The sequence below is a fragment of the Nonomuraea sp. NPDC059007 genome, from assembly GCF_042740555.1.
Taxonomy (GTDB): Bacteria; Actinomycetota; Actinomycetes; order Streptosporangiales; family Streptosporangiaceae; genus Nonomuraea.
Genome location: NZ_JBHYJD010000036.1, coordinates 1 through 22040, shown reverse-complemented (window position 1 = coordinate 22040; position 22040 = coordinate 1). Strand labels below are relative to the sequence as shown.

Annotated in this window: 23 protein-coding genes; 14 read left to right on the top strand and 9 right to left on the bottom strand. The window is 68.5% G+C overall.

Going from position 1 to position 22040, the window contains the following annotated elements; translation table 11 throughout:
* Nucleotides 1-123 precede the first annotated feature (123 nt).
* The 4 genes from ACFWY5_RS41000 (at nt 124) to ACFWY5_RS40985 (ending at nt 2737) form a co-directional block, all read left to right on the top strand.
* Entirely contained in the window at nt 124-492 is a 369-nt protein-coding gene (locus ACFWY5_RS41000; RefSeq protein ID WP_379611053.1) for a hypothetical protein, read from the top strand.
* Between the two features lie 174 nt (nt 493-666).
* Nucleotides 667-810: a hypothetical protein gene (locus tag ACFWY5_RS40995; RefSeq protein ID WP_379611052.1), complete on the top strand. Its 144-nt coding sequence runs from the start codon at nt 667-669 to the stop codon at nt 808-810.
* Nucleotides 811-1583: 773 nt separating this feature from the next.
* Entirely contained in the window at nt 1584-2033 is a 450-nt protein-coding gene (locus tag ACFWY5_RS40990; protein ID WP_379611051.1) for a DUF4383 domain-containing protein, read from the top strand.
* A gap of 206 nt (nt 2034-2239) precedes the next feature.
* On the top strand, nt 2240-2737 hold the full coding sequence (locus tag ACFWY5_RS40985) for a hypothetical protein (protein WP_379638047.1): 498 nt from the start codon (nt 2240-2242) through the stop codon (nt 2735-2737).
* Between the two features lie 318 nt (nt 2738-3055).
* Here ACFWY5_RS40985 and ACFWY5_RS40980 read toward each other — a convergent pair whose 3' ends face one another.
* Nucleotides 3056-3289 carry a DUF4235 domain-containing protein gene (locus tag ACFWY5_RS40980; RefSeq protein ID WP_379611048.1) on the bottom strand — a complete coding sequence of 78 codons (234 nt, stop codon included), beginning with the start codon at nt 3287-3289 and terminating at the stop codon, nt 3056-3058.
* Nucleotides 3290-3914: 625 nt separating this feature from the next.
* Between ACFWY5_RS40980 and ACFWY5_RS40975 the strand changes: the two genes are divergently transcribed.
* The 3 genes from ACFWY5_RS40975 to ACFWY5_RS40965 all read left to right on the top strand — a co-directional run bounded on the left by ACFWY5_RS40975 (nt 3915) and on the right by ACFWY5_RS40965 (nt 6414).
* Nucleotides 3915-4496 carry a zinc-binding dehydrogenase gene (locus ACFWY5_RS40975; protein WP_379638046.1) on the top strand — a complete coding sequence of 194 codons (582 nt, stop codon included), beginning with the start codon at nt 3915-3917 and terminating at the stop codon, nt 4494-4496.
* A 70-nt stretch (nt 4497-4566) separates the two neighbouring features.
* Nucleotides 4567-5145 (top strand): TetR/AcrR family transcriptional regulator, encoded by a 579-nt coding sequence (locus ACFWY5_RS40970; protein WP_379611045.1) that lies wholly within the window; start codon nt 4567-4569, stop codon nt 5143-5145.
* Between the two features lie 48 nt (nt 5146-5193).
* Nucleotides 5194-6414, top strand: a complete 1221-nt coding sequence (locus tag ACFWY5_RS40965; protein WP_379638045.1) for a cytochrome P450 — start codon at nt 5194-5196, stop codon at nt 6412-6414.
* On the opposite strand, the gene bioD is transcribed toward ACFWY5_RS40965, so the two are convergent.
* Genes bioD through bioB form a run of 3 tightly spaced genes read right to left on the bottom strand, consistent with a single transcriptional unit; the run spans nt 6393 to nt 9560 of the window.
* Nucleotides 6393-7163, bottom strand: coding sequence for a dethiobiotin synthase (gene bioD / locus ACFWY5_RS40960; RefSeq protein WP_379638044.1), 771 nt, complete (start codon nt 7161-7163; stop codon nt 6393-6395). The genes ACFWY5_RS40965 and bioD overlap by 22 nt on opposite strands.
* Before the next feature lie 17 nt (nt 7164-7180).
* Nucleotides 7181-8485, bottom strand: a complete 1305-nt coding sequence (locus ACFWY5_RS40955; RefSeq protein WP_379638043.1) for an adenosylmethionine--8-amino-7-oxononanoate transaminase — start codon at nt 8483-8485, stop codon at nt 7181-7183.
* A complete protein-coding gene (gene bioB / locus ACFWY5_RS40950; protein ID WP_379611040.1) occupies nt 8478-9560 on the bottom strand; it encodes a biotin synthase BioB in 1083 nt (360 codons plus the stop codon). Before bioB ends, ACFWY5_RS40955 begins: the two co-directional genes overlap by 8 nt.
* 122 nt (nt 9561-9682) lie before the next feature.
* Here bioB and ACFWY5_RS40945 point away from each other — a divergent pair, with 122 nt between their 5' ends.
* From ACFWY5_RS40945 to ACFWY5_RS40935, 3 genes are all read left to right on the top strand, one after another.
* A complete protein-coding gene (locus ACFWY5_RS40945) occupies nt 9683-10822 on the top strand; it encodes an 8-amino-7-oxononanoate synthase (protein ID WP_379611039.1) in 1140 nt (379 codons plus the stop codon).
* A 180-nt stretch (nt 10823-11002) separates the two neighbouring features.
* The gene (locus ACFWY5_RS40940) at nt 11003-11236 is read left to right on the top strand and encodes an efflux RND transporter permease subunit (protein WP_379638042.1); all 234 of its coding nucleotides are present in this window, start codon (nt 11003-11005) and stop codon (nt 11234-11236) included.
* A 192-nt stretch (nt 11237-11428) separates the two neighbouring features.
* Nucleotides 11429-12031: a LuxR C-terminal-related transcriptional regulator gene (locus ACFWY5_RS40935; RefSeq protein WP_379638114.1), complete on the top strand. Its 603-nt coding sequence runs from the start codon at nt 11429-11431 to the stop codon at nt 12029-12031.
* A 37-nt stretch (nt 12032-12068) separates the two neighbouring features.
* Here the strand turns inward: ACFWY5_RS40935 and ACFWY5_RS40930 are convergent, their stop codons facing one another.
* Complete coding sequence (locus ACFWY5_RS40930) at nt 12069-12530, bottom strand: FixH family protein (protein WP_379611035.1); 462 nt, start codon at nt 12528-12530, stop codon at nt 12069-12071.
* Complete coding sequence (locus tag ACFWY5_RS40925) at nt 12527-16312, bottom strand: hypothetical protein (protein WP_379638041.1); 3786 nt, start codon at nt 16310-16312, stop codon at nt 12527-12529. Before ACFWY5_RS40925 ends, ACFWY5_RS40930 begins: the two co-directional genes overlap by 4 nt.
* Before the next feature lie 1074 nt (nt 16313-17386).
* On the opposite strand from ACFWY5_RS40925, the gene ACFWY5_RS40920 reads away from it, so the two are divergent.
* Together ACFWY5_RS40920 and ACFWY5_RS40915 are read left to right on the top strand one after the other, a co-directional pair.
* Nucleotides 17387-17674 carry a hypothetical protein gene (locus tag ACFWY5_RS40920; protein ID WP_379611032.1) on the top strand — a complete coding sequence of 96 codons (288 nt, stop codon included), beginning with the start codon at nt 17387-17389 and terminating at the stop codon, nt 17672-17674.
* A gap of 181 nt (nt 17675-17855) precedes the next feature.
* The gene (locus ACFWY5_RS40915; RefSeq protein ID WP_379638040.1) at nt 17856-17987 is read left to right on the top strand and encodes a hypothetical protein; all 132 of its coding nucleotides are present in this window, start codon (nt 17856-17858) and stop codon (nt 17985-17987) included.
* A 153-nt stretch (nt 17988-18140) separates the two neighbouring features.
* Here the strand turns inward: ACFWY5_RS40915 and ACFWY5_RS40910 are convergent, their stop codons facing one another.
* Nucleotides 18141-18713 carry a TetR/AcrR family transcriptional regulator gene (locus tag ACFWY5_RS40910; protein ID WP_379638039.1) on the bottom strand — a complete coding sequence of 191 codons (573 nt, stop codon included), beginning with the start codon at nt 18711-18713 and terminating at the stop codon, nt 18141-18143.
* 106 nt (nt 18714-18819) lie between these two features.
* Between ACFWY5_RS40910 and ACFWY5_RS40905 the strand changes: the two genes are divergently transcribed.
* Together ACFWY5_RS40905 and ACFWY5_RS40900 are read left to right on the top strand one after the other, a co-directional pair.
* The gene (locus ACFWY5_RS40905) at nt 18820-19110 is read left to right on the top strand and encodes a putative quinol monooxygenase (protein ID WP_379638038.1); all 291 of its coding nucleotides are present in this window, start codon (nt 18820-18822) and stop codon (nt 19108-19110) included.
* Nucleotides 19111-19160: 50 nt separating this feature from the next.
* Nucleotides 19161-19508, top strand: a complete 348-nt coding sequence (locus ACFWY5_RS40900; RefSeq protein WP_379638037.1) for a hypothetical protein — start codon at nt 19161-19163, stop codon at nt 19506-19508.
* A gap of 274 nt (nt 19509-19782) precedes the next feature.
* Here ACFWY5_RS40900 and ACFWY5_RS40895 read toward each other — a convergent pair whose 3' ends face one another.
* Both ACFWY5_RS40895 and ACFWY5_RS40890 read right to left on the bottom strand, forming a co-directional pair.
* On the bottom strand, nt 19783-21462 hold the full coding sequence (locus ACFWY5_RS40895; protein WP_379638036.1) for an ABC transporter ATP-binding protein: 1680 nt from the start codon (nt 21460-21462) through the stop codon (nt 19783-19785).
* Between the two features lie 96 nt (nt 21463-21558).
* A partial coding sequence (locus ACFWY5_RS40890) for an alpha/beta hydrolase family protein (RefSeq protein ID WP_379638035.1) occupies nt 21559-22040 on the bottom strand: 482 nt, incomplete at its 5' end.

Here is a 22040-nt window from a genome sequence, read left to right as displayed (position 1 = left end):
ACCCCCGCCCGGGTGGGGGGTCCGGGTGGGGGGCCCAGTGCCGACCACGGCCGAGTCTCGTGTCCATCGCGCAGTCCTACCGCGACAAGGACCGGCGATCCCACCACAAGAAGGGCAGGAAATGTGAGGTACGCGAAACTGACCCCAGCCGTTGCCGCCGCAGTAGCACTGCTGTTCACCCCCGCTCCGGCCGCCGCTGCGCAGCCGGCCACCGCCTCCACGAGCACCGATCAGAAGATCAAGCGCAAGAGCATCACATGCATACGGCCCAGCGGGAAGAAGACCAACTACTCCTGGAAGGACGGCACCACCTCCACCACGGTCTACTTCAACAACCACTGCTCGCACCGGGTGTATGCCACGGTCCACCTCAAAGGCCCGCTGAGCACCGACACGAAGTGCCTGGCCACCAACGGCGGCACCGATGGCAAGAAGAAGTTCAGAAAGGGCACCTCGCAGCGGCTCACAAAGATCACAAAGGGCTGCTACTAGCCGAGCGGGCCGGCCTTCCACCGACGGGCCACGAAGCGCCCTTCCGGAAGGCCGGCGACGGCCTCGTTTGGGCCGTCATGCACGGGTAACCGCTCGGCGGATCCACCGCTCGAACGTTCGAGCTGCGGCGGGCCCGCCGAGCCGTGCCACGGAGACATCCTCACGGGAGGTCACATGGATCCGGCAGGCTGGATCATCTCCGCGATCGGCATATTGATCGCCGTCGTCATCGCTTTCCGGATAGGCCGCAGGAAGGACAACAGCCCCGATCACGGTGCCTCCCGCGATCGGGACTCCCACGACGAGCACCGGCCCTGATCACACACACGGCGTAGGCGAACGCGTCAGCGTCGGTCAGCAGACGCACGGCCACGGAGGAGTCCGATTTCGATGTCGAGACGCCGGGCCGTAACCGGCGGCTGCTCACCCATGACCAGCCGCCATCTGGTACGGCTGCGCCATGCGCGTGGGCTCGGCCGAGGCCGAGCGTGCCGGTGGGGCGAGCAACTCCGGGCACCATTCGCGGCTCGCAACGCCCCCGCCCTGGCCGGGCCATATCAGTCAGAGGCCGTCGAAGATCGACCATCTGTTGACGAAGAGGCATGAGGTGTAGCGGTAGCCGGGTTTTGATGTTCCAGGTGAGCTGCGCGGTCAGTGTGTACGGCGGCGCGGCGCGAGGTGTTCGACAGCTGCGGGACCAGGCTTGACGTAGCGCAGGGAAGCGGTCTCGTAGAGCGTGCGCCACAGCGTCTTCTCCCGCAGCCGGTGTCGCGCCGCGACGGCGGCCGGTGAGGCGTGGTCTTGGCCACTACGCAGGTCTCGTCCGGGTGTTCCCTGCGGCACTCGGCCTCGGCCGAGGGTCGATTCCTCGGGCCGAGATGGTGGTGAAATCGTAGGTTTGCGGGGCTGGGCCTGGGCAGTTGTAACAGCGGACGGCCCGACGGGGTCGTCCGCCAGCACCACAGGCGCACGCGCCTTCTGCGTCACGCGATCTTTCAGAGCGCCTCAGGCCGCCTGTCGCGGGCCGCGCGTGCGTCTGCCCGGCCTGATCGGGCTGGGCAGGTGGCCTCCCCATGGAAAGGGGCGCAGTCATGACCTCACCCACCCGCACGGCCCGCACGCCCGCCCAACTCGCCGCTTTGGCCGTGGGCATCGTGTTCCTGCTGGTCGGCGTGCTCGGCTTCATCCCCGGCGTCACCACCAACTACGACGAGTTGCAGGCGGCCGGGCATCACTCCGACGCCCTGCTGCTGGGCATCTTCCAGGTCTCCATCCTGCACAACATCGTGCACCTGGCCTTCGGCATCGCCGGCATCGTCATGGCCCGCACGTTCACCGCCGCCCGCGCCTTCCTCATCGGCGGCGGCATCATCTACCTGCTTCTGTGGATCTACGGCATGCTCATCAATCCCACCAGCGACCTCAACTTCGTCCCTGTCAACGCCGCCGACAACTGGCTCCACCTCATCCTCGGCCTCGGCATGATCGGCCTCGGCCTGCTGCTCGGCCGGCGCGCCACCGGCACCCGCACAGCCCCTTAGCAGGGCAAGCGGCACGTACCAAGTGCACTCCCGATGCCGCACGTCGCCCGCAGGCCGGTGGGGGCGTGCGGCGGGCTTCGCCCTCGCGGTGCGGCGAGCACCCGGCACTGTCGGGAGCCTGGCTACGACCGGCCAGGCCGCGGTGAAAGGCACGCACGCGCCAGACTGTCCTGCCGTATCCGCGCAGGGGCTGTAACTTCGCACCCATGGTCGACCTGGTGTGGCGTCAGTGTCTGCTTGCGGATCTGCTGCGCTGGTGCGCCACCAGGAACATGTCAATGCAGGTGGCGATCGTCAGGAGAATGGCGAGTGCCGTGATTCCCGGCCTGTCGGCGATCGTTGCCAACGCGGTGAGAACGACAAGGGAAATCAGAATCACCGAACTCAGCCGGGTATGTGCGATGTCGGGGGGCCGCCCCAGGATCGGTCCTCTTCTGGGCATGCACTCACCCTGCCCTCCAGCCAGGTCAGGTAACGCGGCCAGGCCACGACTCTCGGCGATCCGGCGGGGAGTGATCGCGCGCGCCGGGACTCGCATCCCGACTGCCGTACCGGTCGTGGCCGATGCCGAGCGCGGGCTGATCAGCCTGGGCGGTCAACCCCCGGCCATGATCCTTCGCGTCGGCCGGCCCGGCCACCTGCTGGCGCCTGTTCGAGCAGCCATACTGCTGCTGCGCATCCCCGACTCGCGAAGCCCGGCATGAACGCTTTCTCCGGACACGCGCGTACGGCCCATCAGCGGTGAGCTGCGCCGTACGACCTCATCCGGTTGATTCGTCCAGCTCGACCGGTGGCAACGCCTTCACCGCGGGTCCCTGCAGCACGGCGCCGTCGACGTCGACGCGTGGGCCGTGGCAGGGGCACTCCCAGGAGCGTTCTGCCTCGTTGAAGGCCACGACGCAGCCGACACGGAGTGGAGGGCGCCGTCGGCCCTGCCCAGGCGGGTGGTGGATAGACCTCGGGAGCGTCCGCGGCGCGCGGACGTACGGGACGCCGGACGGATCGGCCTCGCGGTGCGAGGGTCAGTCGTCCCGCGCCGCCGCTCTCTCGATGGCCGCCTTCACCACGCCGAAGATCGCTCCCTGCAGGGCTGCGGCCACCAGCACCTCGCCCCAGCCGTAGCGGGTCGAGTCCGCCTCGGGCGGCTCGTCCTTGCCGGAGGCGAGCTTCCAGACGTGTTTGAACACCGTGCCGGCGATCAGACCGCCGAGTACACCGCCGGCGATCCGCACCGGCTTCGCGATGACCTGTTTCATGACGGTCTCGCATACCCAGCCAGATCAGGCCCAGTCGGCCTGCCGTACCGGATCTCCGTGGTCATCTGCCGATGGATGGCCTGGATCTTCTCGCGGGCGCGCGAGATCAGACGGGTGGTCTCAGAAAGTCGACGTCGGACCGCGTCACACGCTCGCCCATCGAGGCGGTTTATCGGCTAGGCACACCGCCTACCCTCGCGGAACCTCCCCATGCCTGGAGGTCTTCAGCCGCGAAGGGTCTCGCCGCCGATCGGCGCGAGGATCTCACCGCTGAAGTAGGACGACAGCCGACCGGCGGCACAGGACTCGGCGCACTGATTTACGCTCTCGCCACAGGCCTTGTCACCCAAGCACTCGTCAACCCGGAGGCGCTCCCGGACCCGGACCTGCTGGCAGCCGCTCTGCGGACCGTGAACGACAGCCAATCATCGAGGCCCTCGCCCTGAGCAGTACTCCGCCGTGCCGGTGATCGGATGTGCGGACGGTACGCGGGTGCGGCTTCACGCGTCCTCGATCGACTCTCCCGTCGCCTTGACCTCAACTTCGGTTGATGTTTTGGCGTGGATCACGCTCAGGCGCGAAAGCGAGTACAGCGAGGTCACTGACGGGTTTGCACGACGGCCTGATGGCCTTGAGCCTGGCCGAGAAGGCCGTCCTGCGACCAGGAGAGCGGGTGCTGGTGAACGCGGCGGCCGGCAGCCTCGGCGTGTGGCTGGTGCAGCTGGCCCACGCCGCCGGCGCCCACGTGATCGGCGCTGCCCGCGGCGAATGGAAGCTGCGCCATGTTCGTGAGATGGGCGCAGATGTGGCGGTCGACTATTCCGAACCCGAGTGGGCTGAGCGGGTGCGTGAGGCGACCGCAGGCGCAGGCGTGGACGTGGTGTTCGACGGTGCGGGCGGGCAGCTCGGCCGAGCCGCTCTCGGCGTGACCGCCGACGGCGGGCGGTTCTTCTCCTACGGTGCGGCCAGCGGGGCCGTCGCCGACCTCGATGCGCACGAAGTGGAGCGTCGCCGGGTCGTCTTGCGCGGTGTTGAGGATGAGATCGCCCCAGGCGATTGGCGGCTGGCCGACCAGGCGCTCTCCGACCTGGCGACAGGACGGATCAGGGCGGTCATCGGGCAGGCATTGCCGCTGGAGCGCGCCGCCGACGCGCACGCCGCCATGGCCGCCCGCGACGTCATCGGCAAGACCTTGCTCCTGCCCTGAGAGGACGTACTGCGGACTCCGCCAAGGGACTCTTGCGTTCGTATGAGGACATCGTTGTACACTTGCGGGCATGAGAGGTCGTGAAGGGCCGCGCGCGTACCGGACGAGGCAGTCGATCTTGGACGTCGCGACCGAGGTGCTCCTGTCCAACCCGTCCGCCTCCATGGCTGACGTCGCGGTCGCCGCGGGGGTGGGGCGGACCACGTTGACCAAGCGCTATCCGACCCGTCAGGCGATGCTGGTCGCGGTCGCCCATGACGCGGTCGATCGCCTGGACAAAGCCATCGCCGAGGCACAACTGGACGTTCCCGGCGATCAGGTGCTCGACGCGCTGCGCCGACTGGTCACCCTGGTGATCCCGCTCGGCCCGCGGATCGAGTTCCTGGTGCGGCAGCCGTCGCTGGACCTGGACGAGGAACTCGTGGCCCGGGTCGCGGCCATAGACGAGCCGCTCGACGAGCTGATCCGGCGCGGTCAGCAGGCCGGGATCTTTCGCGCCGAGGTGCCCATGTGGTGGGCCAACCTCACCTTCAACGGCCTCATCTACAGCGCCTGGGAAGCGATCTCGCTGGGACGGCTGGCTCCGCTGGACGCGCCGGGCCTGGTGATGGCGACTCTGCTGGGCGGTATCGGCGTCACGCCGTCGTAGAGGCCGCGGGCCCTGCCGTACCGAAGCACCACTCATCGAGGAGGAAGCATGTCCGCGATCAGAGGTCTGGCCGTCCGCGCGGCGACCCGCACGCTGGCGGCCTGCGGCGATCACGTCGCTCAGTTGTACGTGCCGAGGGAGGATCCGTGGCCGGTCTACGGCAGAATCCGGCGGCACGGACCGGTCTACCGGAGCGTGATGGGTTATGCGGCGGTTACGTCCTACGAACTGTGCAGCCGGGTGTTGCGCGGGCAGGGCTTCGGGATGCGGGACTCCGCGGGCCGGTTGCCGAGCGAGCAGCAACTTCCTCTGGGGCTGGCGCCCTCACTGCTGGAGCTGGACCCGCCGGACCACAGCCGGCTGCGGCGCCTGGTCGCGCCCGCCTTCCGCCCCAAGCTGATCAATGAGTACCGGCCCCGGATAGAAGAGGCCACGGCGCGCCTGCTGGACCGGATCGATGGCGGGCCGTTCGACCTGATCGGGGAGTTCGCGACGCCGTTGCCGATCACGGTGATCAGCGAACTGCTCGGCATCCCCGAGAACCGGCGCGGGGAGTTCGCCCGCTACGGCACGCTCACCGGGCAGGCGCTGGACGGGCAGCTGACCGCGCGCCAGTGGGCCGAGTGGGAAGCAGCCCTTGCGGCGATGACCCAGCTGTTCACCGAGCTGATGAACGAGCGCAGGCGAGAGCCGGGCGGCGACGTGATCAGCGTGCTGGTCAACGCCGTCGACGGCGAGCAGGTCACCGTCGGAGAGGTGATCGCCACCTGCCTGCTGCTGCTCATCGCCGGATTCGAGACGACGGTGAACCTGATCGGCAACGGCGTGTACCAGCTCGCGCGCCGTCCGGAACAGTGGCGGACACTGCGGGAGAACCCGGAACTGGCGGCCGGGACGGTGGAGGAGATCCTCCGGTACGACCCGCCCGTGCCGGTCACCGGGCGCGTCGCCCAGGATGACGTTGAGCTGGGCGGCAGGGTGCTGCGCAAGGACACGCAGGTGCTGACGATCCTGGCCGCGGCCAACCGCGATCCGGAGGTCTACGCCGAACCGGACAGGTTCGACATCACGCGTACCGGAGGGCCCGAGCACTTCGCCTTCTCCAGCGGGGTCCACTACTGTCTGGGGGCTCAGCTCGCCCGTATCGAAGGAGAGATCGCCCTGCGGGCTCTCGCCGAGCGGCTGCCCCGGCTGCGTCGGACGGGCGAGCCACGACGGCGATCGTCGGCGTCGATCCGCGGCTTCTCCTACCTGCCGGTCGCCGCCTGACCGCACGACTCCCGCCGGACGAGCAGATGTCGGGCAAGGAATTCGGGGTGGCTCCACGTGCCGCCGAGTTCCGGGGCGAGGCAGGCGCGGGCTGTGGAGAGGAACGCTTCGCGGTCGTGTTTCGCGCTGCGTTCTGGCAGGGCCCCTAGAAGAGGTGCGTTCGCTACGGCCGGCAGATCGGTCAGGTTGCAGCGGGTGGCCAGGTCGGGGGCGGTGGGCCAGCTGCCGATGACCAGGCCGTCCAGAGGGAGGCCACGGGTGCGCAGCGCCTCCGCGGTCAGCGCGGTGGTGTTGAGGGTGCCCAGCCCGGCGGTGGTGACGAGCAGGACGGAGACGTCCACGCCGAGGCCGCGCAGCGCGGCGGGGACGTCGGCGATGGTGCCGCCGTCCGGGTCGTAGCGCACAAGAAGCCCGCCCGCGCCTTCGACCAGGACGAGGTCATGGCCGTCCGCGAGCCGGGCGGCCTCCTCCGCGGCCCGGCGGGGGCGTACCGGAGCGAGGCCGCTCCTTCGGGCGGCGGTGGCCGGCGCGAGCGGCTCGGGGTAGCGGGCCAGTTCGCTGCGGGTGACGGGACCGGCCAGCCGGGCGACCTCGTCCACGTCGCACGGCTCGCCGGGGGCCAGACCGGTCTGAGCCGGTTTCAGCACGGCGACGCGGCGGCCCGAAGCGACCGCCAGCGCCGCGACGGCCGCGGTGACCACGGTCTTGCCGATCTCCGTGCCGGTACCGGTGACGATCAGAACACGCATGCGGACGCTCTCCCTGGTCAGCCGGCCGCGGCGGCGGCGACCATCGCGGTGGTGACGCGAGCGAGGTCGGCGTCGTCGATGACGTACGGCGGCATCGTGTAGACGAGATCCCTGAAGGGACGTATCCACACGCCGTGACGCGCGGCGGCGCGGGTGGCGACGACCCTGTCGACGTCGTGGTCGAGCTGGATGACGCCGATGGCCCCGAGCACGCGGACGTCGCGCACCCCGCCCAGACCGCGCGCGCCGGCCAGCCCGGACCGCAGTCCCGTCTCGATCCGCTTGACCTGGCGCTCCCACCCGTCGTCCATCAGGAGGTCCAGCGATGCCCCCGCGACGGCAGCGGCGAGCGGATTGCCCATGTACGTGGGGCCGTGGGCGAGCACGGGGAAGTCGCCGCGGCCGATGCCGTACGCCACCTCCGGCGTGCACACGGTGGCCGCCATGCTGAGGTAGCCGCCGGTGAGCGCCTTGCCCAGGCACATCACGTCCGGGGCGACGCCCTCGTGATCGGCGGCGAACAGCGCGCCGGTCCTGCCGAAGCCGGTGGCGATCTCGTCGAACACGAGAAGGACCCGGTGCTCGTCGCACAGCTCGCGCAGAACGCGCAGGTAGCCGGGTGACAGGAAGCGCATGCCGCCCGCGTTCTGCACCACCGGTTCGACGATGACGGCCGCCACCTCGTGCGCGTGCCGTTCGATCAGCTCGGCCAGGTGCGCGGTGTAGGCGGGGTCGGGCGCGGCGTCGAAGCCCGAGGGCGGGGCGTCGGCGAAGATCTGCCGCGGCAGCACGCCGGTCCACAAGGAGTGCATGCCGCCCTCGGGGTCGCACACGGACATCGGCTGGAAGGTGTCGCCGTGGTAGCCGCCGCGCCAGGTCAGCAACCGCCGCTTGTCCGGGTGGCCGAGCGAGCGCCAGTACTGCAGGCACATCTTGACCGCCACCTCGACCGCGACCGAGCCCGAGTCGACCAGGAAGACGTGTTCCAGCGAATCCGGGGTGATCTCCGCGAGGCGGGTGGCCAGGCGGATCGCGGGTTCGTGGGTGAGACCGCCGAACATGACGTGACTCATCCGGCTCACCTGGTCGCGTACCGCGGCGTCCAGGACGGGGTGCCCGTACCCGTGGATGGCGGTCCACCAGGAGGACATCGCGTCCACCAGCTCCGTCCGGCCCTCGACCGGCTCGGCCAGCCGCAGGCGTACCCCGGAGGCCGATTCCACCAGCAGCGGAGTTTCACGGCCCGGCATCGGCGCGTAGGGGTGCCACACGTGTGCCCGGTCCAGCTCCAGCAGCCGCGAGACGTGCCGGGGGTCACGCATTGGGCGCCAGGTCGGTGCCGGCACCGCGGCGGCGCAACGCCACCAGGTCGGTGCGTGCGGACTCGGGCGTACGGCGGTGCTCGGGCAGCGTCCCGGACCCGGGTTCCTCGACCTCGAAGCCCGCGTCCTTGATCATCTCCAGGTCGGCCTTGCCGGACTGTCCCTCGCTGGTCAGATAGTCGCCGAGGAAGATCGAGTTGACGAGGTGCAGGGCCAGGGGTTGCAGGCCGCGCAGGTGTATCTCCCTGCCCCCGGCGAGGCGTACCTCCACGTCGGGGCAGACGAAGCGCACCATCGCCAGGATCCGCAGGCATCGCTGCGGGGTGAGCTCCCACGTCTGTGACAGCGGAGTTCCCTGGAAGGGGATCAGGAAGTTCACCGGCACCGAGTCAACGTCGAGTTCCCGCAGGGCGAAGACCACGTCCACCAGGTCGGCGTCGGCCTCACCCATCCCGGCGATCAGGCCGGAGCAGGCCGACATGCCCGCCTCGCGGGTACGCCGTACCGTGTCCACGCGGTCGGCGAATCCGTGCGTGGTACAGATCTTGCCGTACTCCTCCTCCGAGGTGTTGAGGTTGTGGTTGTAGGCGTGGACGCCCGCCTCGCGCAGCCGCGCGGCCTGCTGGTGCGACAGCAGCCCGAGGCAGGCGCAGATCTCCACGTCGGGACTGCGCTCCTTGATCGCCTCGATGGTGCCGGCGACCCGCTCGACGTCCCGGTCGGTGGGGCCGCGCCCGCTGGCCACCAGGCATACACGCTTGGCGCCGCCTTTCGTCCCCGCCTCGGCCGCGGCGGCGGCCTCGTGCGGCTTTAGCCAGGTGTAGGTGAGGATCTCGGCCTTCGAGCCCAGCCGCTGCGAGCAGTACGAGCAGTCCTCGGGACACAGGCCCGACTTCAGGTTGACGAGATAGTTGAGCTTGACCCGGCGGCCGAACCACTTCCGCCGCACTTTCCCGGCCGCGGCCACCACATCGAGCAGTTCGTCGTCGGAGGTCGTCAGTACGGCCAGGGCCTCCTCACGCGTCGGCGTCTGCCCGCGCAGCCCCTTGTCCACCAGCGTGCTCAGCAGTTCCATGCCTCGATCCTCCGCCAGGCCGCCGGCGGCGCCCGATGGGCGATCCGGACAAGGTCGTTCGGGGAATCTTGTAGAACGGCCTTACCGCGGCCTCGCTCGTTCCCGGGTTAGATTCCGTGGCCATGCGCCCCAACCCGTTCGACTGGATCGACGCACAGACCGAACAGCGCCGCCGAGCCGGTCTGGTCCGCGCCCTACGCCCACGGCCCGCCGACTCGGCGCTGCTTGATCTGGCCTCCAACGACTATCTGGGCCTGGCCAGGCACCCGGACGTCACGCGCGCCGCCGCCGAGGCGGCCACGCGCTGGGGAGCCGGGGCCACAGGCTCGCGGCTCGTCACAGGAACGACCGAACTGCACACCGCGCTGGAAGCGGAGCTCGCCGGCTTCACCGGCTTCGAGGCGGCGCTGGTCTTCTCCTCCGGATACGCGGCGAACCTGGCCGCCGTCACCGCCCTGACCGGCCCAGGAGTCTTGATCGCCGCCGACCGCCACAACCACGCGTCGCTGATCGACGGGTGCCGGCTGTCGCGCGCGGAAACCGTCGTCGTCCCCCACGCCGACCCCGCCGCGGCGGCCAAGGCCCTCGACAACCATGATGGCCGCGCCGTCGTGTTGACCGAATCGGTCTTCTCCGTGGACGGCGATGCCATGCCGCTGACCGACCTGGCCGAGGCCGGACGTGCGGCCGGAGCTGCTGTCATCGTGGACGACGCGCACGGATTCGGCGTGCTGGGGACGGGCGGGCGTGGCGCGGTGGCCGCGGCGGGGCTCGCCGACGCACCTGACATCGTCTGTACGATCACGCTGTCCAAAGCGCTGGGCAGCCAAGGTGGAGCGGTGCTGGGCCCGGCCCGTGTCATCGACCACCTGATCAACACCGCCAGGACGTTCATCTTCGACACCGGCCTCGCCCCCGCGCCGACCGCAGCCGCGTTGGAGGGGCTCCGTCTGCTGCGCCGCGAACCCGCCCGCCCGTCCAAGGCCAGAAACAGCGCACGAGAGCTGCACGCGAGGCTCGCCTCGGCGGGGCTGGACACGCCACGGCCCGAGGCATGCGTCTTGTCCGTACGCGCCGAGAACGCCGACGCCGCCGTGCGCTGGGCCGCCGCCTGCCGGGACGCCGGAATCATGGTCGGCTGCTTTCGCCCGCCCTCGGTCCCTGACGGGATCTCCCGGTTGCGGCTGTCCGCACGAGCGGACCTCACGCCGCAGGACATCGACCACGCCGCCAACGTGATCATCCGAACAGCTCCACGATGAAGCCGCAGGCAGAACCGGTACCACCGTCGCACGACGATGTCCCGTGCGCCGTGGTGCCGGGGCCGGAGGCGGACGTCTGCGCGCACCTGCATGCCGAGCCCGATCTGTGGGGCGGGCGCTGGACAAGGACATCTCCAGCATCTGGAAGAGCATGAGCGCGAACCCTTCGGGGTCGCCCTCGTGCTGCGGGGCGCGCGTGAACGGCTGTCGCCGATCCTCATGACCGCGCTCGCCGCCGGGCTGGCGGTGCTGCCGCTCGTCATCATGGGTGACATCCCCGGGCACGAGATCGAACACCCGCTGGCCGTCGTCGTGCTGGGCGGATTGTTCACCTCCACCCTGCTCAACCTCTTCGTCACCCCGTCGCTCTACCTACGCTTCGCCAAGCGCAGGCGAGACCGGGTCACCGCCTGAGACCTGAACCGGGGCATCTCCTGCGTCCACGCGGTGCACGAATGTTCGGCACCCATCGAACGATCGGCTCCAAAGACGGGCAAGATCCCCAATCGGGCGGTCTTTGGGTAACCTCTTTGGTAAAGGGCAGATAAAAATGCCGGCGTCATTCTGTCTTGGGGGCAGACGAGTGATGTGATCCGCGTCGTGGCCATGGTCGAAGGTTCGCGACTTCAGGTCGCGGGGTTCAGGATGCTGCTACGGCAGGTCTCGTCGAGCATTTCCGTGCTCGCCGTGGTGCGCAGGTTCGACGAACTCGGGCACGCCATCGATGGGCGTGCGCCCGACATCGCCGTCCTTGACGTGCGCACGCTGGACCCTGCCCTGATCCAGGCCGTCCGGCGGCTGCGTGAGAGCGCGCCCTCGGTGAAGATCATGCTGGTGGTGGACATCATCGACTCGGCGGGCGCCAGGGAGGTGATGCGGCTCGGGGTGAGCGGGTTGTTCTCCAGCGACGCCGATCCCCACGGGCTGTTACGCGGGCTGCAGGCGATCGACGCGGGTGACGTCGTGATCAGCTCGACCGCGAGCGGTCCGCTCTTCCGCGAGCCGACCGGGCCCATCCCCGCGCTGACCGCGCACGAGCTGCGCATTCTGCGGCTGGTCGCCAAAGGGCTGCGCAACGACGAGATCGCCCGCCGGCTGGCGATCAGCCCTTCGACGCTCAAGCGCAATCTCAAACCGATCCTGTCCAAGCTCGACGCGACCGACCGGGCCAGCGCGCTGTTCGCCGCGGCCAAGGCCGGACTCCTCTGACAGCCCGCCGCCGGGGCCGGGCACGCCGACGAACGGCTCAGCCCGCGCCCACGTCGAGCCTGGTATGCGCCTCCCCGGGAAGCGGGCGCTGGACGCTGATCTGGATGTCGTACTCGCCGGCCATCGGCACCCGGGCCTCCGCCGCGTACTGGCCGGGTTTGCCCGCCACCTCCTTCATCGGGATCGGGCCCAGGCGGTGCGCCATCGGCATCGCGACCATGTCCGCGTACATGACCACGCTCGCCCGTGACAGCGGGTCGTAGGTCTTGGTGCTGACTCTGGCCGTCACCTCGACCTCGAGGTTGCCGCGGTGACGGGCCTTGACGTCGATGCCCACGGGCAGGCCCGCCCCGGCCGACGGCGCGGCCGGGGGACGGGTCTGCTCGCCGGCGGAGGCCGCCGGGACCGGATCGGTGACGAAGAAGGCGATCAACGCTATTACCAGGGCCGCGGTCAGCCCGGCGGCCGTGCCGTACATGAAGCCATGACGGAACGTCATCTGCGTGCTCCTCCACGGTCGGGCAGCTCGATGAGGTCGGCCTGTTTCGCGGCGAGCACCCGGAAGATGCCCCACTGGCCGCCGGTGAGATGGCGGGCGAGCGTGCTGGACCGGTAGAGGTAGTCGCCCGGTGTGCCGTCCGGTCCGCCGGCGCCGCCGGTCACCGCGGGATCGAGGTGGATGTTGTGGACCACGCCCGGGTTGAACTGGCCCTGGAAGGCGACCAGCTGCGACTGCGGGTCGTCCGGGGCACGCCGCCACTTGTGACCGTGCAGCGTGAAGCCGGTCGATCGCGGGTCACCGACCGCCTGTCCGACGCGGAAACGCACCGGGTCCTTCCCGTACGCGCGGAAGAGCGGCGTGGCCGGGTCGCCGTGGATCTGCGAGGAGAAGATCTTGGCCAGGTCCTGATTACGGGTGTATCGGTGGCTCCAGGGTTCGTTGCTGTAGTTGATCGCGAACTCGCCCTGATCCTCCGGGTCGTCGGCCTCGTGGCTCGGGGTGAGCGCCATGTCGTAGTTGTCGGGCACCGGGTGGTTGGTGTTCTTGCGTACCAGGGACAGATCGCTGTTCATGAGGACCACGTGCTCGCGGAAGTCCTTGCCGTTCGGGTCCACGATCACCGCGTCCGTGCCGCTCTTCAGGGCGGCGCCGGTCTTCGGGTCGAGGTAGGTCGATCCCTTCGGCTCGATCACCAGGCCGGCGTAGAGGCCGTGATGTCCGTGGTTGAGCGGGTCGGCGTAGTCCTGGAGGATGCCGAGGCCGGTGGAGCCGTCCTCCTCCGGCGCGTACCACCGGTAGAAGATCGACCCGCCCGGGGCGACCGTGGTATCAGGGTAGTTGGTGCCGACGTTGGAGCCTGAGCTGTCCACATGGCTGTCGGCCATGGCCGAGCGCAGGCCGACGCGGGAGCTGACCGGGAGCGGTTTGAACCCCGGCACGTTGTGCTCGTTCTTCGGCGGCTGGTCCAGGCAGCCCGGCAGCGTCAGTCCGCCTTCGCTGGGATCGCGGAAACCGAGCTGGCCGGGTTCGGTGCCCTCGAAGCAGTGGGGTGCCATCTTGGCCGGTTCCAGCTGGTTCTTCAGGGTGATCTCCATGCAGTCGCCGGCGTTGGCCCGCAGGATCAGCGGCTCGGCCTTCTTCGTGCCCGCCTTGATCGCCGCCACGTCCTCTTCCAGCGCGTACATCGCGCCGTTCGGATCGTGGTCGCCCGCGGCGTTGTAGGTGAGGTCCTTGTTGAACGCCACCACCGTGAACCGCTTGATCGGCACCGTGATCGTCTCGTCGGGCAGGTGCGGACACGGGTTGTTGAGGCCGGGGATGGGGATCTTCGGTCCGGCCTTCTCCGGCTGCGGGCCCGCGCAGATGTGCCGCGGCATGTTGTCAGGGAGCCAGGCCAGCCGCCCGGTGGGCGGCTCGAATCCCTCACGGCACCCGTAGACGACGAGTTCTCCCCAGGTGCCGAGGAACCAGTCGTCGGAGCCGCCGTAGTCGTAGAGGTAATTTCGGTGTTCGCCGGGGTTTCCCGGCCAGTACATCTCATAGCCCATGTCGAGTTTCACGTCGAAGTACTCGAGCACGCTGATGTGCTGGGCCTGGACCCACGGCGAATTCGGATCGTTGGGCTCCTGTTTCCAGCGGAAGCGCTCCAGGTTGAAGCCGTGCGACTCCTCCTGGCTCAGCTGGAACAACCGCCATTTGACCCGGTCGCCTTCGAACGCGCGGGGAATCGGCGTGTTGGGATTTCCGTGGCTGATGGAGCTGAACATGTTGGCCATGTCGGAGTTCCGGCGCGCCTCGAACGGCTCCAGCCGGTAGTTGACCCCCATCACGCCCTGGTCGTCGTTGCTTGAGGGGAATTTCGCGGGGTAGATCGGCACTCCTTCCGGCGTGCCGAACTGGTCGTCGTTCGGATCGGCGGCGTCCGCGGGTTTGAACATGGGGACGTGGTCCTCGACGAACAACGCCACGTTCCGGTAGTCCTCGCCGTCGGCCGGTCTGCCGTGGTAATCGGTGGCGCCCGGAGCGCAGTGGACGTCCACGATGGTGCCGATCGACACCACCGCGTCGGTCGTCGGGTCGCGGAAGGTGCAGCCGGGCGGATGGATGGTGGCGCCGCCGAACAGGCCGTTGTCCTGGTGCACGTTCGGAAAGAAGTGATCGTGGAAGGAGTTCGTCGCGGTGTCGGCGTGCACGAAGTCGCGATAGGTGTATTCACGGTTGGGTCCGGTGGCGTCGGCCCCCTGGTCGTAGTTCCAGCCGTTGGCGGCTCCGTCGGAGGACAGCACGTCGAACTGGACCATGTGCTGGTGAATGCCGACCTCGTTGGTGATCTGCCGCCGGTCGAAGACGGTGCCGCCGAACTGCTCGGGAAGGTCGTTGCGTAAGTGGTAGACGACGCAGTCGCCGACGTTCAGCAAGGGTGAGAAGGGTTCGGGTTTCTTGCCGTTCCGCACCTCGGCGACTTTCGTATCTCGCTCCGCCGCGGTGGTGCCGCCGACGTAGACGCGGCTCTGTGGATTGTTCCAGTTGAGCTTCGGGTTGTAGACCTGCTTGATCTCGATCGCGGACACGTAGAACGTCTTGGTGGGAATGGGCTGGCCATCCGATCTGGTGGCCGGGCAGGGGTTTTGGAAGAAGCCGCCCGGCACCTGACCTCGGACGTCGGCGGCGCGAATCTCCGCGGGAGTGGGCGCGAACACCGCCCCGGTCCGCCGTTCCGCGACGGCCAGCGGCGCTTTCGGGCTCTTGTAACCGAACGCGCCGGGAATGAAATGCGGGAAGCCGGGCTGGTCCGCGGTCGGCGCGGGCGGAGCCGCATGGTCGGCCAGCGGAATGAGCTTGGGCACCAGGGTGGTGTCGGGATTGCGCCGCGTACCGTCCTCGAGTTTGTCGAAGGTGCGGTTCAACCCCCACATGCCGTTGGCGAAGTGCGGATAGAGATGGCAGTGGAAAATGATGTCGCCGAAGGTCGCCTTCTTGTCGTCATGGGCGCTGCCGGTCCCGCCCTCCATGATCAGCGAGTAGTTGGAACCCGGGCTCACCGCCTGCACGTCCAGAGCGTTGCTCACCGCGGTGTGGTGCGTGGGCTTGCTGATCTCCTCCAGCCCGCCCTCGTCCTTCGGGTCGAACGGCCACCGGTTCACGTGCTGGTGGAAGGTGTGGGTCTCGAACTCCGCCGGATGGATCAGCCGGAACTGGGTCGGCTCACCCCGATAGCTGGGAAACACCAGGTCGCCACCGCCAGGATCGCCGAAGGCCCACGACGACAGGCTCGTCTCCTCGCCCACGCACTCCGCCGCGTTGAACCCCTGCCCCGCCCGCGTCGCGGCCGGGCAGCCCACCTCCTCGCGGTTGAACCCCGGCTCGGCCCGGTAGTTGAAGGCGAACCACTCCATCTTGACCGGCACCTCGCCCTGCACCAGCGCGTCGGCGTCGCCGCCCGACAGTCCCGGCAGCGTGCCCGCCTTCAGCTTGGCCAGTTCGGCCGCGCTCGGTTCCACGCACTCACCGCTCGCGCGGTCCTCCTCGTCTTCTCCGGTACGGCACAGCCGCGTCAGAATGCCGGGCTGCGCCTCCACTTCGTCATGCATGAACACGACCTGCTCGCGAAAGTCCTTACCCGCCGGGTTCTGAATGATCGCCCGGGTGCCCGACTTCAGCGGCTGGCCCGTCGAAGAGTCCACCCAGGTGGTACCGGCCGGTTCCACCATGATCGCGCCGAAGGCCCCGAAGGCGTGCGACCCGATGAAGTTGCCCGCCCCGGTCTGCACGGAGCTCATGTCGGCGCCGTCCTTGCAACTGGAACTCCCCCTCCGCGTCGGCGAACAGCCGATAGGTCGTGGAGGCGCCGGGCGCCGTGGTGGACGCCGGATTGTTGCCGACCGCCGTGCCGTCCGACGTGGCGACGTCATACTTCAGCCCATCGAAGTGCATCGAGGCGTACGGCGCCGCGGTCGTGTCGAACTGCACCTTGCGCGCGGACCTGGCCGGTGCGAACTGCCGCTTGGCCGGGGTGACCGCCCCCGGAGTGGCGACCACCGTCTCACCGGGCAGCTTGAACACCGACTCTCCCAGGTCGAACTCCAGGTCCGGCGCCGGCTCCCCCAGCCTGTTCGTGAACCTGATCGACACGCAGTCGCCGTGGTTCACCCGGATGGTCAGCGGCTCGACCAGATCCCGCTGGCTGAACGGATCGGCCGCCTTCTTGAAGTTCGCCCGCACCGCTGCGATGTTCTCGTCCAAGACGTACATGCGCCCTTCGGGAACGACGTCCCCGAAGCGATTCAGGAAGAGCGGAAGGTTGATCAGGGAGATGTCGAACGTCCTGACCGGCGCGCCGGCCGTACACGGATCCGCTGCCGCGACGCGCTGCGCGAAGGCGCCACTGACCCCCCACATCCCGCCGCCCGCCACCAGCACCCATGCGCCGATCGACATCGCGAACAGCAGCCGCACCCCGATGCCGCGCCTCCTGAACCTGATCAGCACCAGCCCGATGCCGGCGCAGGCTAAAGCAACCGTCGACAGGTCCGCCATGATGCGCTCCTTTGCCCCGTTCACCCCAGTACCGCGCGCAGCCAGTGCCGGGACAAGCGCGCCGCCGCAATCTGATCCCTGCGGACCAGAGGTTGACCCAACCGGCTCGCCTCCAATGACCCACCGGGACCGCCGCCCTCGATCGGGGTCAGTGACGGGCTGGTGTGCCTTTTCGGGCAAGAGCAATCCGCCGGACCGTCCGCACACCCCGACGTCTGTTCTCATCTGAGCTAGGTTGAGCGCCCATGACCGACCATCGAGTCGGCATGGGAGCCTGCCCGCCGCCGCGCTCGACGGTCTCGACCGGAAGGCGATCCATGACCGGCGACCTGCGAGCGCATTTCGACGAACATGGCTATGCCCGCCTCGACCGCGCCTTCGCCGATGCCGCCGATGACATGGCGCAGGCCCTGTGGTCCGAGCTCGCACGCAAGCACGGCATCTCTCGCGAACGGCCCGACACGTGGACCATCGCGGAACCTCGCGGCTTGGGCGCGCTGCGGAAAGCCGGAGCCTTCGACAGGCTCGCCTCCCCAGCCGTCGTGGCCACGATCGACGCGCACGCGGCGACCCCCAGACTGATGGTCACCGGCGGACTGGCCTGACCCCTCTCCGTAGATCCTTCGAGGACCGAATTCATCCACCAATGCCGAGCTACGCGATCAGCCGATGCTGCTTGGGTGAGGTATCGGTGGAGGTCGCGGCAGACGGCCGAGATCAGCAGGTTCGTCGGTCCGGTGGTCGCGGCGTAGAAGGCGCCCTCGCGATGGCCGGTACGGCGGTGTGGTGACCGAGCGCCGCGGCGTTGACGTCGAGATCGAAACGCAGCAGAGAGAATTCGAACCGCCTGCCGCCATGGTCGAAGAACTCGATGACCGGAGCACGCACCTCGTCGCGCGGGCCGACGAACATGCCTGAGCACCGGCCCCCTCCCCCGTACACCATGCCGGCGTAACCGGGCCTGCACGATGGCCTCAAGGATCGCCGAGCCCAACAACGGTCACACGGCCCGGCCTCGCCTACGTCATCGCAAGTCAGCCGACAGCGGTACTCCACCTCCGGGAACTGCCGTCAAGCATCTTGTACGAGAGGCAGGACGATGTCATCCAGGATCTCCTCGATGACATCGTCGGGCAGGGGTCGCAACGTCGTGAGGGCCTCGTGGCGGTACAGGTCGAAAGCGAGCCTCCTGAGCCGGGGTGTGAGGCGTTCGGCGCACGCCTCGCCGCGGTCGATCGCCCGCTGAAAGATGACATCGGCGGCCGAAGGCTCACCAGCGAGGATCTGCTGTCGAAGTTGCGCCGGACTGGTGTCCGTCTCGTCGAAGTAGGTGCCGAGGACCACCGTCATCGCGGCGATGAGATCGAGACGCGTCTCGTTGGCCGCCCTCATGATCGCCAAGAGATCTCCGCGCAGTGTCCCCGTGTCCGGGGTGTCGAGGGGCTGGGCGGAGCTGGCGTACAGGAGGGCGGCCTCGACCATGAGGTGCTTGTTCGCCCAGCGCCGATAGATCACCGGAGTGCTCGTGGCGGCCCGGCGTGCCACGGCTTCCAGCGTGAAGGTGGCGTAGCCGCGTTCGGTGAGTTCCGCCCACGCGGCCTCGAGCAGGGCCGCCTCCAGCCGGGCGCCGCGCCGTCGTCGCATGGCAACCTCCGTAAGATGCACGTGCACATCTTACAACGGTGCCGTAGGGTGTGATTTAAGAAGCGACCCCGCTTCTTAAAGCAGACACAGAGGGTGAGCGAGGACGATGAACGACGCGGTGACGGTCCTGATCGAGATCCACGCCAAGGACGGGCGGGAGCGTGAGGCGCGTGACGCGCTGGTGCACGCCATCCAGACTTCGGCCAAACCGGGCTTCCTCAGCGCGCGCATCTTCGCGCATGCGACAGATCCGGGCGCCTTCTACTCGGTGCAGGAGTGGGAAAGCGCCTCGGCCTTCCACCTGCACATGGCCGAAGCGGCGCCCGGCATGGCCGAGGCTACCGACATGCTGCGCGAGCCCCCCACTACGGCAGTACTGCAACCCATCGGCTCCTAACAGGAGCGCCGCGGCTGCTCGGCCGGTGCAGAATCGAGGTCGGCGTCCAGGTGGAAGCCGCAGTGAAGTGCCCTGGCATGTCGCGCGGTGCGCGTCTGGCCGCCCATGGTGCCGTCTCCACATCCCTGGCGCCGCACAGTGACCGCGCCCTGCGCGAGCTCGTGGACACGGCCGTGCCGACGGGATCGGGCATCGGTGGGGAGTCGGCGCTACTGGAGGTCGCCGGAAGCCCGGTCTTCGTGAAGCGGGTGCCCCTCACTGATCTGGAGAGGCGGCCGGAGCATGTCCGGTCCACGGCGAATCTGCTCGACCTGCCGCTCTTTTGCCACTACGGCATCGGCCAAGAGGGCCGTGACGCGCTGGCACGCTCCACCGACTTGACGGAAGATCCAAGCTAGAGGTCTAGTACAACCTGACTTCGTAACTTGTGGGTGGCGGGCGTGATGTGGTGACTGCCGATGATCTACAGGCGGGGCTGGACGCGCTGTTCGCTCGGGTGGCCGACCGTTTCGGGAGAGTGGAGCCTCGTCGTCAAGCGCGGGCGTAGGTGAAGGCGGTCGGTGAGGTCGTCGTGTGGCCCAGGTGATATCAGCCTCCCGGCATCTAAATGCCTCGGCCAAGCCTTTGACGACCCCCGGTGCCGCCATGTTCCGCGCGCCGCGGACCGAAAGGCTAACGATAGGGCCGCGCCTGGATGGTGAACAGTTGAGCATACGTACCGCGTCTGGCCATTAGCGACTCGTGGGTGCCTTCCTCGGTCACGCTGCCCTCCTCCATGACGTAGATCCGGTCCGCGTGTCGGACACTGGAGAAGCGGTGAGAGATCATCAAGACGGCTCTGTCGGCGAACAGGTTCTTGACGCGGGCGAAGAGATCGTCCTCGGCCTTCGGATCGAGTGCTGCCGTGGGCTCGTCGAGGATGATGAAGGGCGCGTCCCGGTAGAAGGTACGGGCGATCGCCAGCCGTTGCCATTGGCCCCCCGACAGGTCCGCGCCATTGGCGAACTCCTTGCCCAGGATGGTCTGAGCCCCGGCTGGCAGCGAGGCGACAAACGCGTCGGCCCCCGCCTGGGCCAAGGCTCGCTGTGCGCGGTCCGTGTCCACGGGCGCGTCCGGCTGACCGAAGGTCACGTTGTCGATGGCGGGGAGTTTGTAGCGGACGAAATCCTGGAAGACGACCGCCGACAGATCACGCAGCGTCCGAGTGTCGGTGACAGGCGTGCCGTCAAGCAGAACGGAGCCGTGGTCCGGCTGATACAGACCGGCGAAGATCTTCGCCAGCGTTGTCTTCCCCGAGCCGTTCGCCCCGACGAGAGCGATAACCTCGCCCGGCTTGACCGTGACCGTCACGTCGCGAAGCACCGGCCGATCAGTTCCGGGGTAGGCAAAGGAGACCTGGTCGGCCTGTACGGTTCCCATCGCCATCCGGGGGTGAGCGGTTTCCCGGGGCGAGACCGCGGTGAAGGCGCGGAGGTCCTCCAGATAGAGAATGGATTCGCCGATCCCGCTCAGCAAGCCGCCGAGCATCTGCGCGCGAGTCGACAAGAACCACAGTCCCATCAGCGCGGCGGCGACGGTCGCCAGGTCGAGGACGGAGGCGGCCACCAGCCAGATGCCTCCGCCGACAACGGCCAGGACCAACCCGTCCGCAGCCGCCCGGGCGCGCAGGCTGCCCCACATGTAGCGCCGGTTGGTTGCGGAGTGGCCGTGGATCTCCTGTCGATACGCGGCGTCCCAGCGATCGTGCAGGACTTGCCCGAGTCGCAGAGCGCGAATCTCCTTGGCCTCGTCCCGGCCGGTCAGCAGCCGCTCCAGGTATTCGCGCCTGCGCCGGTTCTCCGACAGGGCGTGATGCAGTTCGTGGCGGGAGTTCCGGTCGTCGCGCGCGGCTTTGAGGACAGGTAGGGCGCTCACCGCGGCGACCGGCAGCAGCCACCATGCCATCGACATGAACGTGCCCGTGACGGCGACGGCAGCCAGTACGGCCTGGCCGATGGCGACTGTCGCGGTGACGAGCATGGCCAGTCTGCTGCGAGAGGCGAACACCGCGCGTTGCAGCCGGTCGTGAAACGCCGAATCCTCGAATTCCGACAGTTCGGCCTGCATGGCGGAGCGCAGGACGATGGCTGTGGCGTGCCGGTCCACCTTCACGGTCACCATGCGCTGAATGCGGGTGCTCACGGCGCGCACCATTCCGGCGGCCGAGCCCAGCACGACGATCGCGAGGGCCGCGGGGATGCTCGCGGCCCGAAAGCCGCTCCCGCCCGCCGTCTCCAGGGCGGTTAACGATGACCGTACGAGCACCAGGACACTCGCCAACCCGACCGCCGACACCAACTGGAGAACGGCCAAGCCGGCGGTTCCCTTCGGGTCGGCCTCCCACAACAGCCGGAGACCGAACAGCAGTGACTGAGCCAGGTTGGGCGTCCGGGCATTCGCTGACCGCACTCAGAACTCTGCTTTCCGCAGCCAGTCACCCTGCTCGCGGGCCAGCGCCTCATAGGTCTCCCGGAAGCGGAAGGAATGGCCCTCATGGGGAAGCAGGATCAGGCGGGAGTGGCCGCCCGCCGCCACGATCGCGCGATAGAGCTCTATGGCCTGCTGGGGCGGGGTGCTGGGATTGACGTCAGCGAGGCCGTGCGCGATCAACACGGGGCCTTTCAGCCGGTCGGCGAAATGCAGCGCGCTGAATGCCTGGTAGAGGTCGGGCGCATCCCAATAGGAGCGCTTCTCGAAGTGAAAGCCGGTCAGGGTGTGGGTCCGGTTGTAGCAGCCGCTGTGCGCTATCGCGCCGGCGATCCCTGGCACATGTGCCAGGGCGTAGAGCGCTAGGAGCCGTTTCTTAGATCTGCTGACTAGTTGTGGTGATGTTGTCACGATTGGGTCATGGGTCGTGGTGATCTGACCAATGCGGAGTGGGAACGGCTCAA

What these genes read in the sequence shown, in the direction of transcription:
- ACFWY5_RS40995 (WP_379611052.1), top strand. Translation starts at nt 667, where the DNA reads ATGGATCCGGCAGGCTGGATCATCTCCGCGATCGGCATATTGATCGCC.
- ACFWY5_RS40990 (WP_379611051.1), top strand. Translation starts at nt 1,584, where the DNA reads ATGACCTCACCCACCCGCACGGCCCGCACGCCCGCCCAACTCGCCGCT.
- ACFWY5_RS40985 (WP_379638047.1), top strand. Translation starts at nt 2,240, where the DNA reads ATGGTCGACCTGGTGTGGCGTCAGTGTCTGCTTGCGGATCTGCTGCGC.
- ACFWY5_RS40980 (WP_379611048.1), bottom strand. Translation starts at nt 3,289, where the DNA reads ATGAAACAGGTCATCGCGAAGCCGGTGCGGATCGCCGGCGGTGTACTC.
- ACFWY5_RS40975 (WP_379638046.1), top strand. Translation starts at nt 3,915, where the DNA reads ATGGCCTTGAGCCTGGCCGAGAAGGCCGTCCTGCGACCAGGAGAGCGG.
- ACFWY5_RS40970 (WP_379611045.1), top strand. Translation starts at nt 4,567, where the DNA reads ATGAGAGGTCGTGAAGGGCCGCGCGCGTACCGGACGAGGCAGTCGATC.
- ACFWY5_RS40965 (WP_379638045.1), top strand. Translation starts at nt 5,194, where the DNA reads ATGTCCGCGATCAGAGGTCTGGCCGTCCGCGCGGCGACCCGCACGCTG.
- bioD (WP_379638044.1), bottom strand. Translation starts at nt 7,163, where the DNA reads ATGCGTGTTCTGATCGTCACCGGTACCGGCACGGAGATCGGCAAGACC.
- ACFWY5_RS40955 (WP_379638043.1), bottom strand. Translation starts at nt 8,485, where the DNA reads ATGCGTGACCCCCGGCACGTCTCGCGGCTGCTGGAGCTGGACCGGGCA.
- bioB (WP_379611040.1), bottom strand. Translation starts at nt 9,560, where the DNA reads ATGGAACTGCTGAGCACGCTGGTGGACAAGGGGCTGCGCGGGCAGACG.
- ACFWY5_RS40945 (WP_379611039.1), top strand. Translation starts at nt 9,683, where the DNA reads ATGCGCCCCAACCCGTTCGACTGGATCGACGCACAGACCGAACAGCGC.
- ACFWY5_RS40935 (WP_379638114.1), top strand. Translation starts at nt 11,429, where the DNA reads ATGGTCGAAGGTTCGCGACTTCAGGTCGCGGGGTTCAGGATGCTGCTA.
- ACFWY5_RS40930 (WP_379611035.1), bottom strand. Translation starts at nt 12,530, where the DNA reads ATGACGTTCCGTCATGGCTTCATGTACGGCACGGCCGCCGGGCTGACC.
- ACFWY5_RS40925 (WP_379638041.1), bottom strand. Translation starts at nt 16,312, where the DNA reads ATGAGCTCCGTGCAGACCGGGGCGGGCAACTTCATCGGGTCGCACGCC.
- ACFWY5_RS40920 (WP_379611032.1), top strand. Translation starts at nt 17,387, where the DNA reads ATGACCGGCGACCTGCGAGCGCATTTCGACGAACATGGCTATGCCCGC.
- ACFWY5_RS40910 (WP_379638039.1), bottom strand. Translation starts at nt 18,713, where the DNA reads ATGCGACGACGGCGCGGCGCCCGGCTGGAGGCGGCCCTGCTCGAGGCC.
- ACFWY5_RS40905 (WP_379638038.1), top strand. Translation starts at nt 18,820, where the DNA reads ATGAACGACGCGGTGACGGTCCTGATCGAGATCCACGCCAAGGACGGG.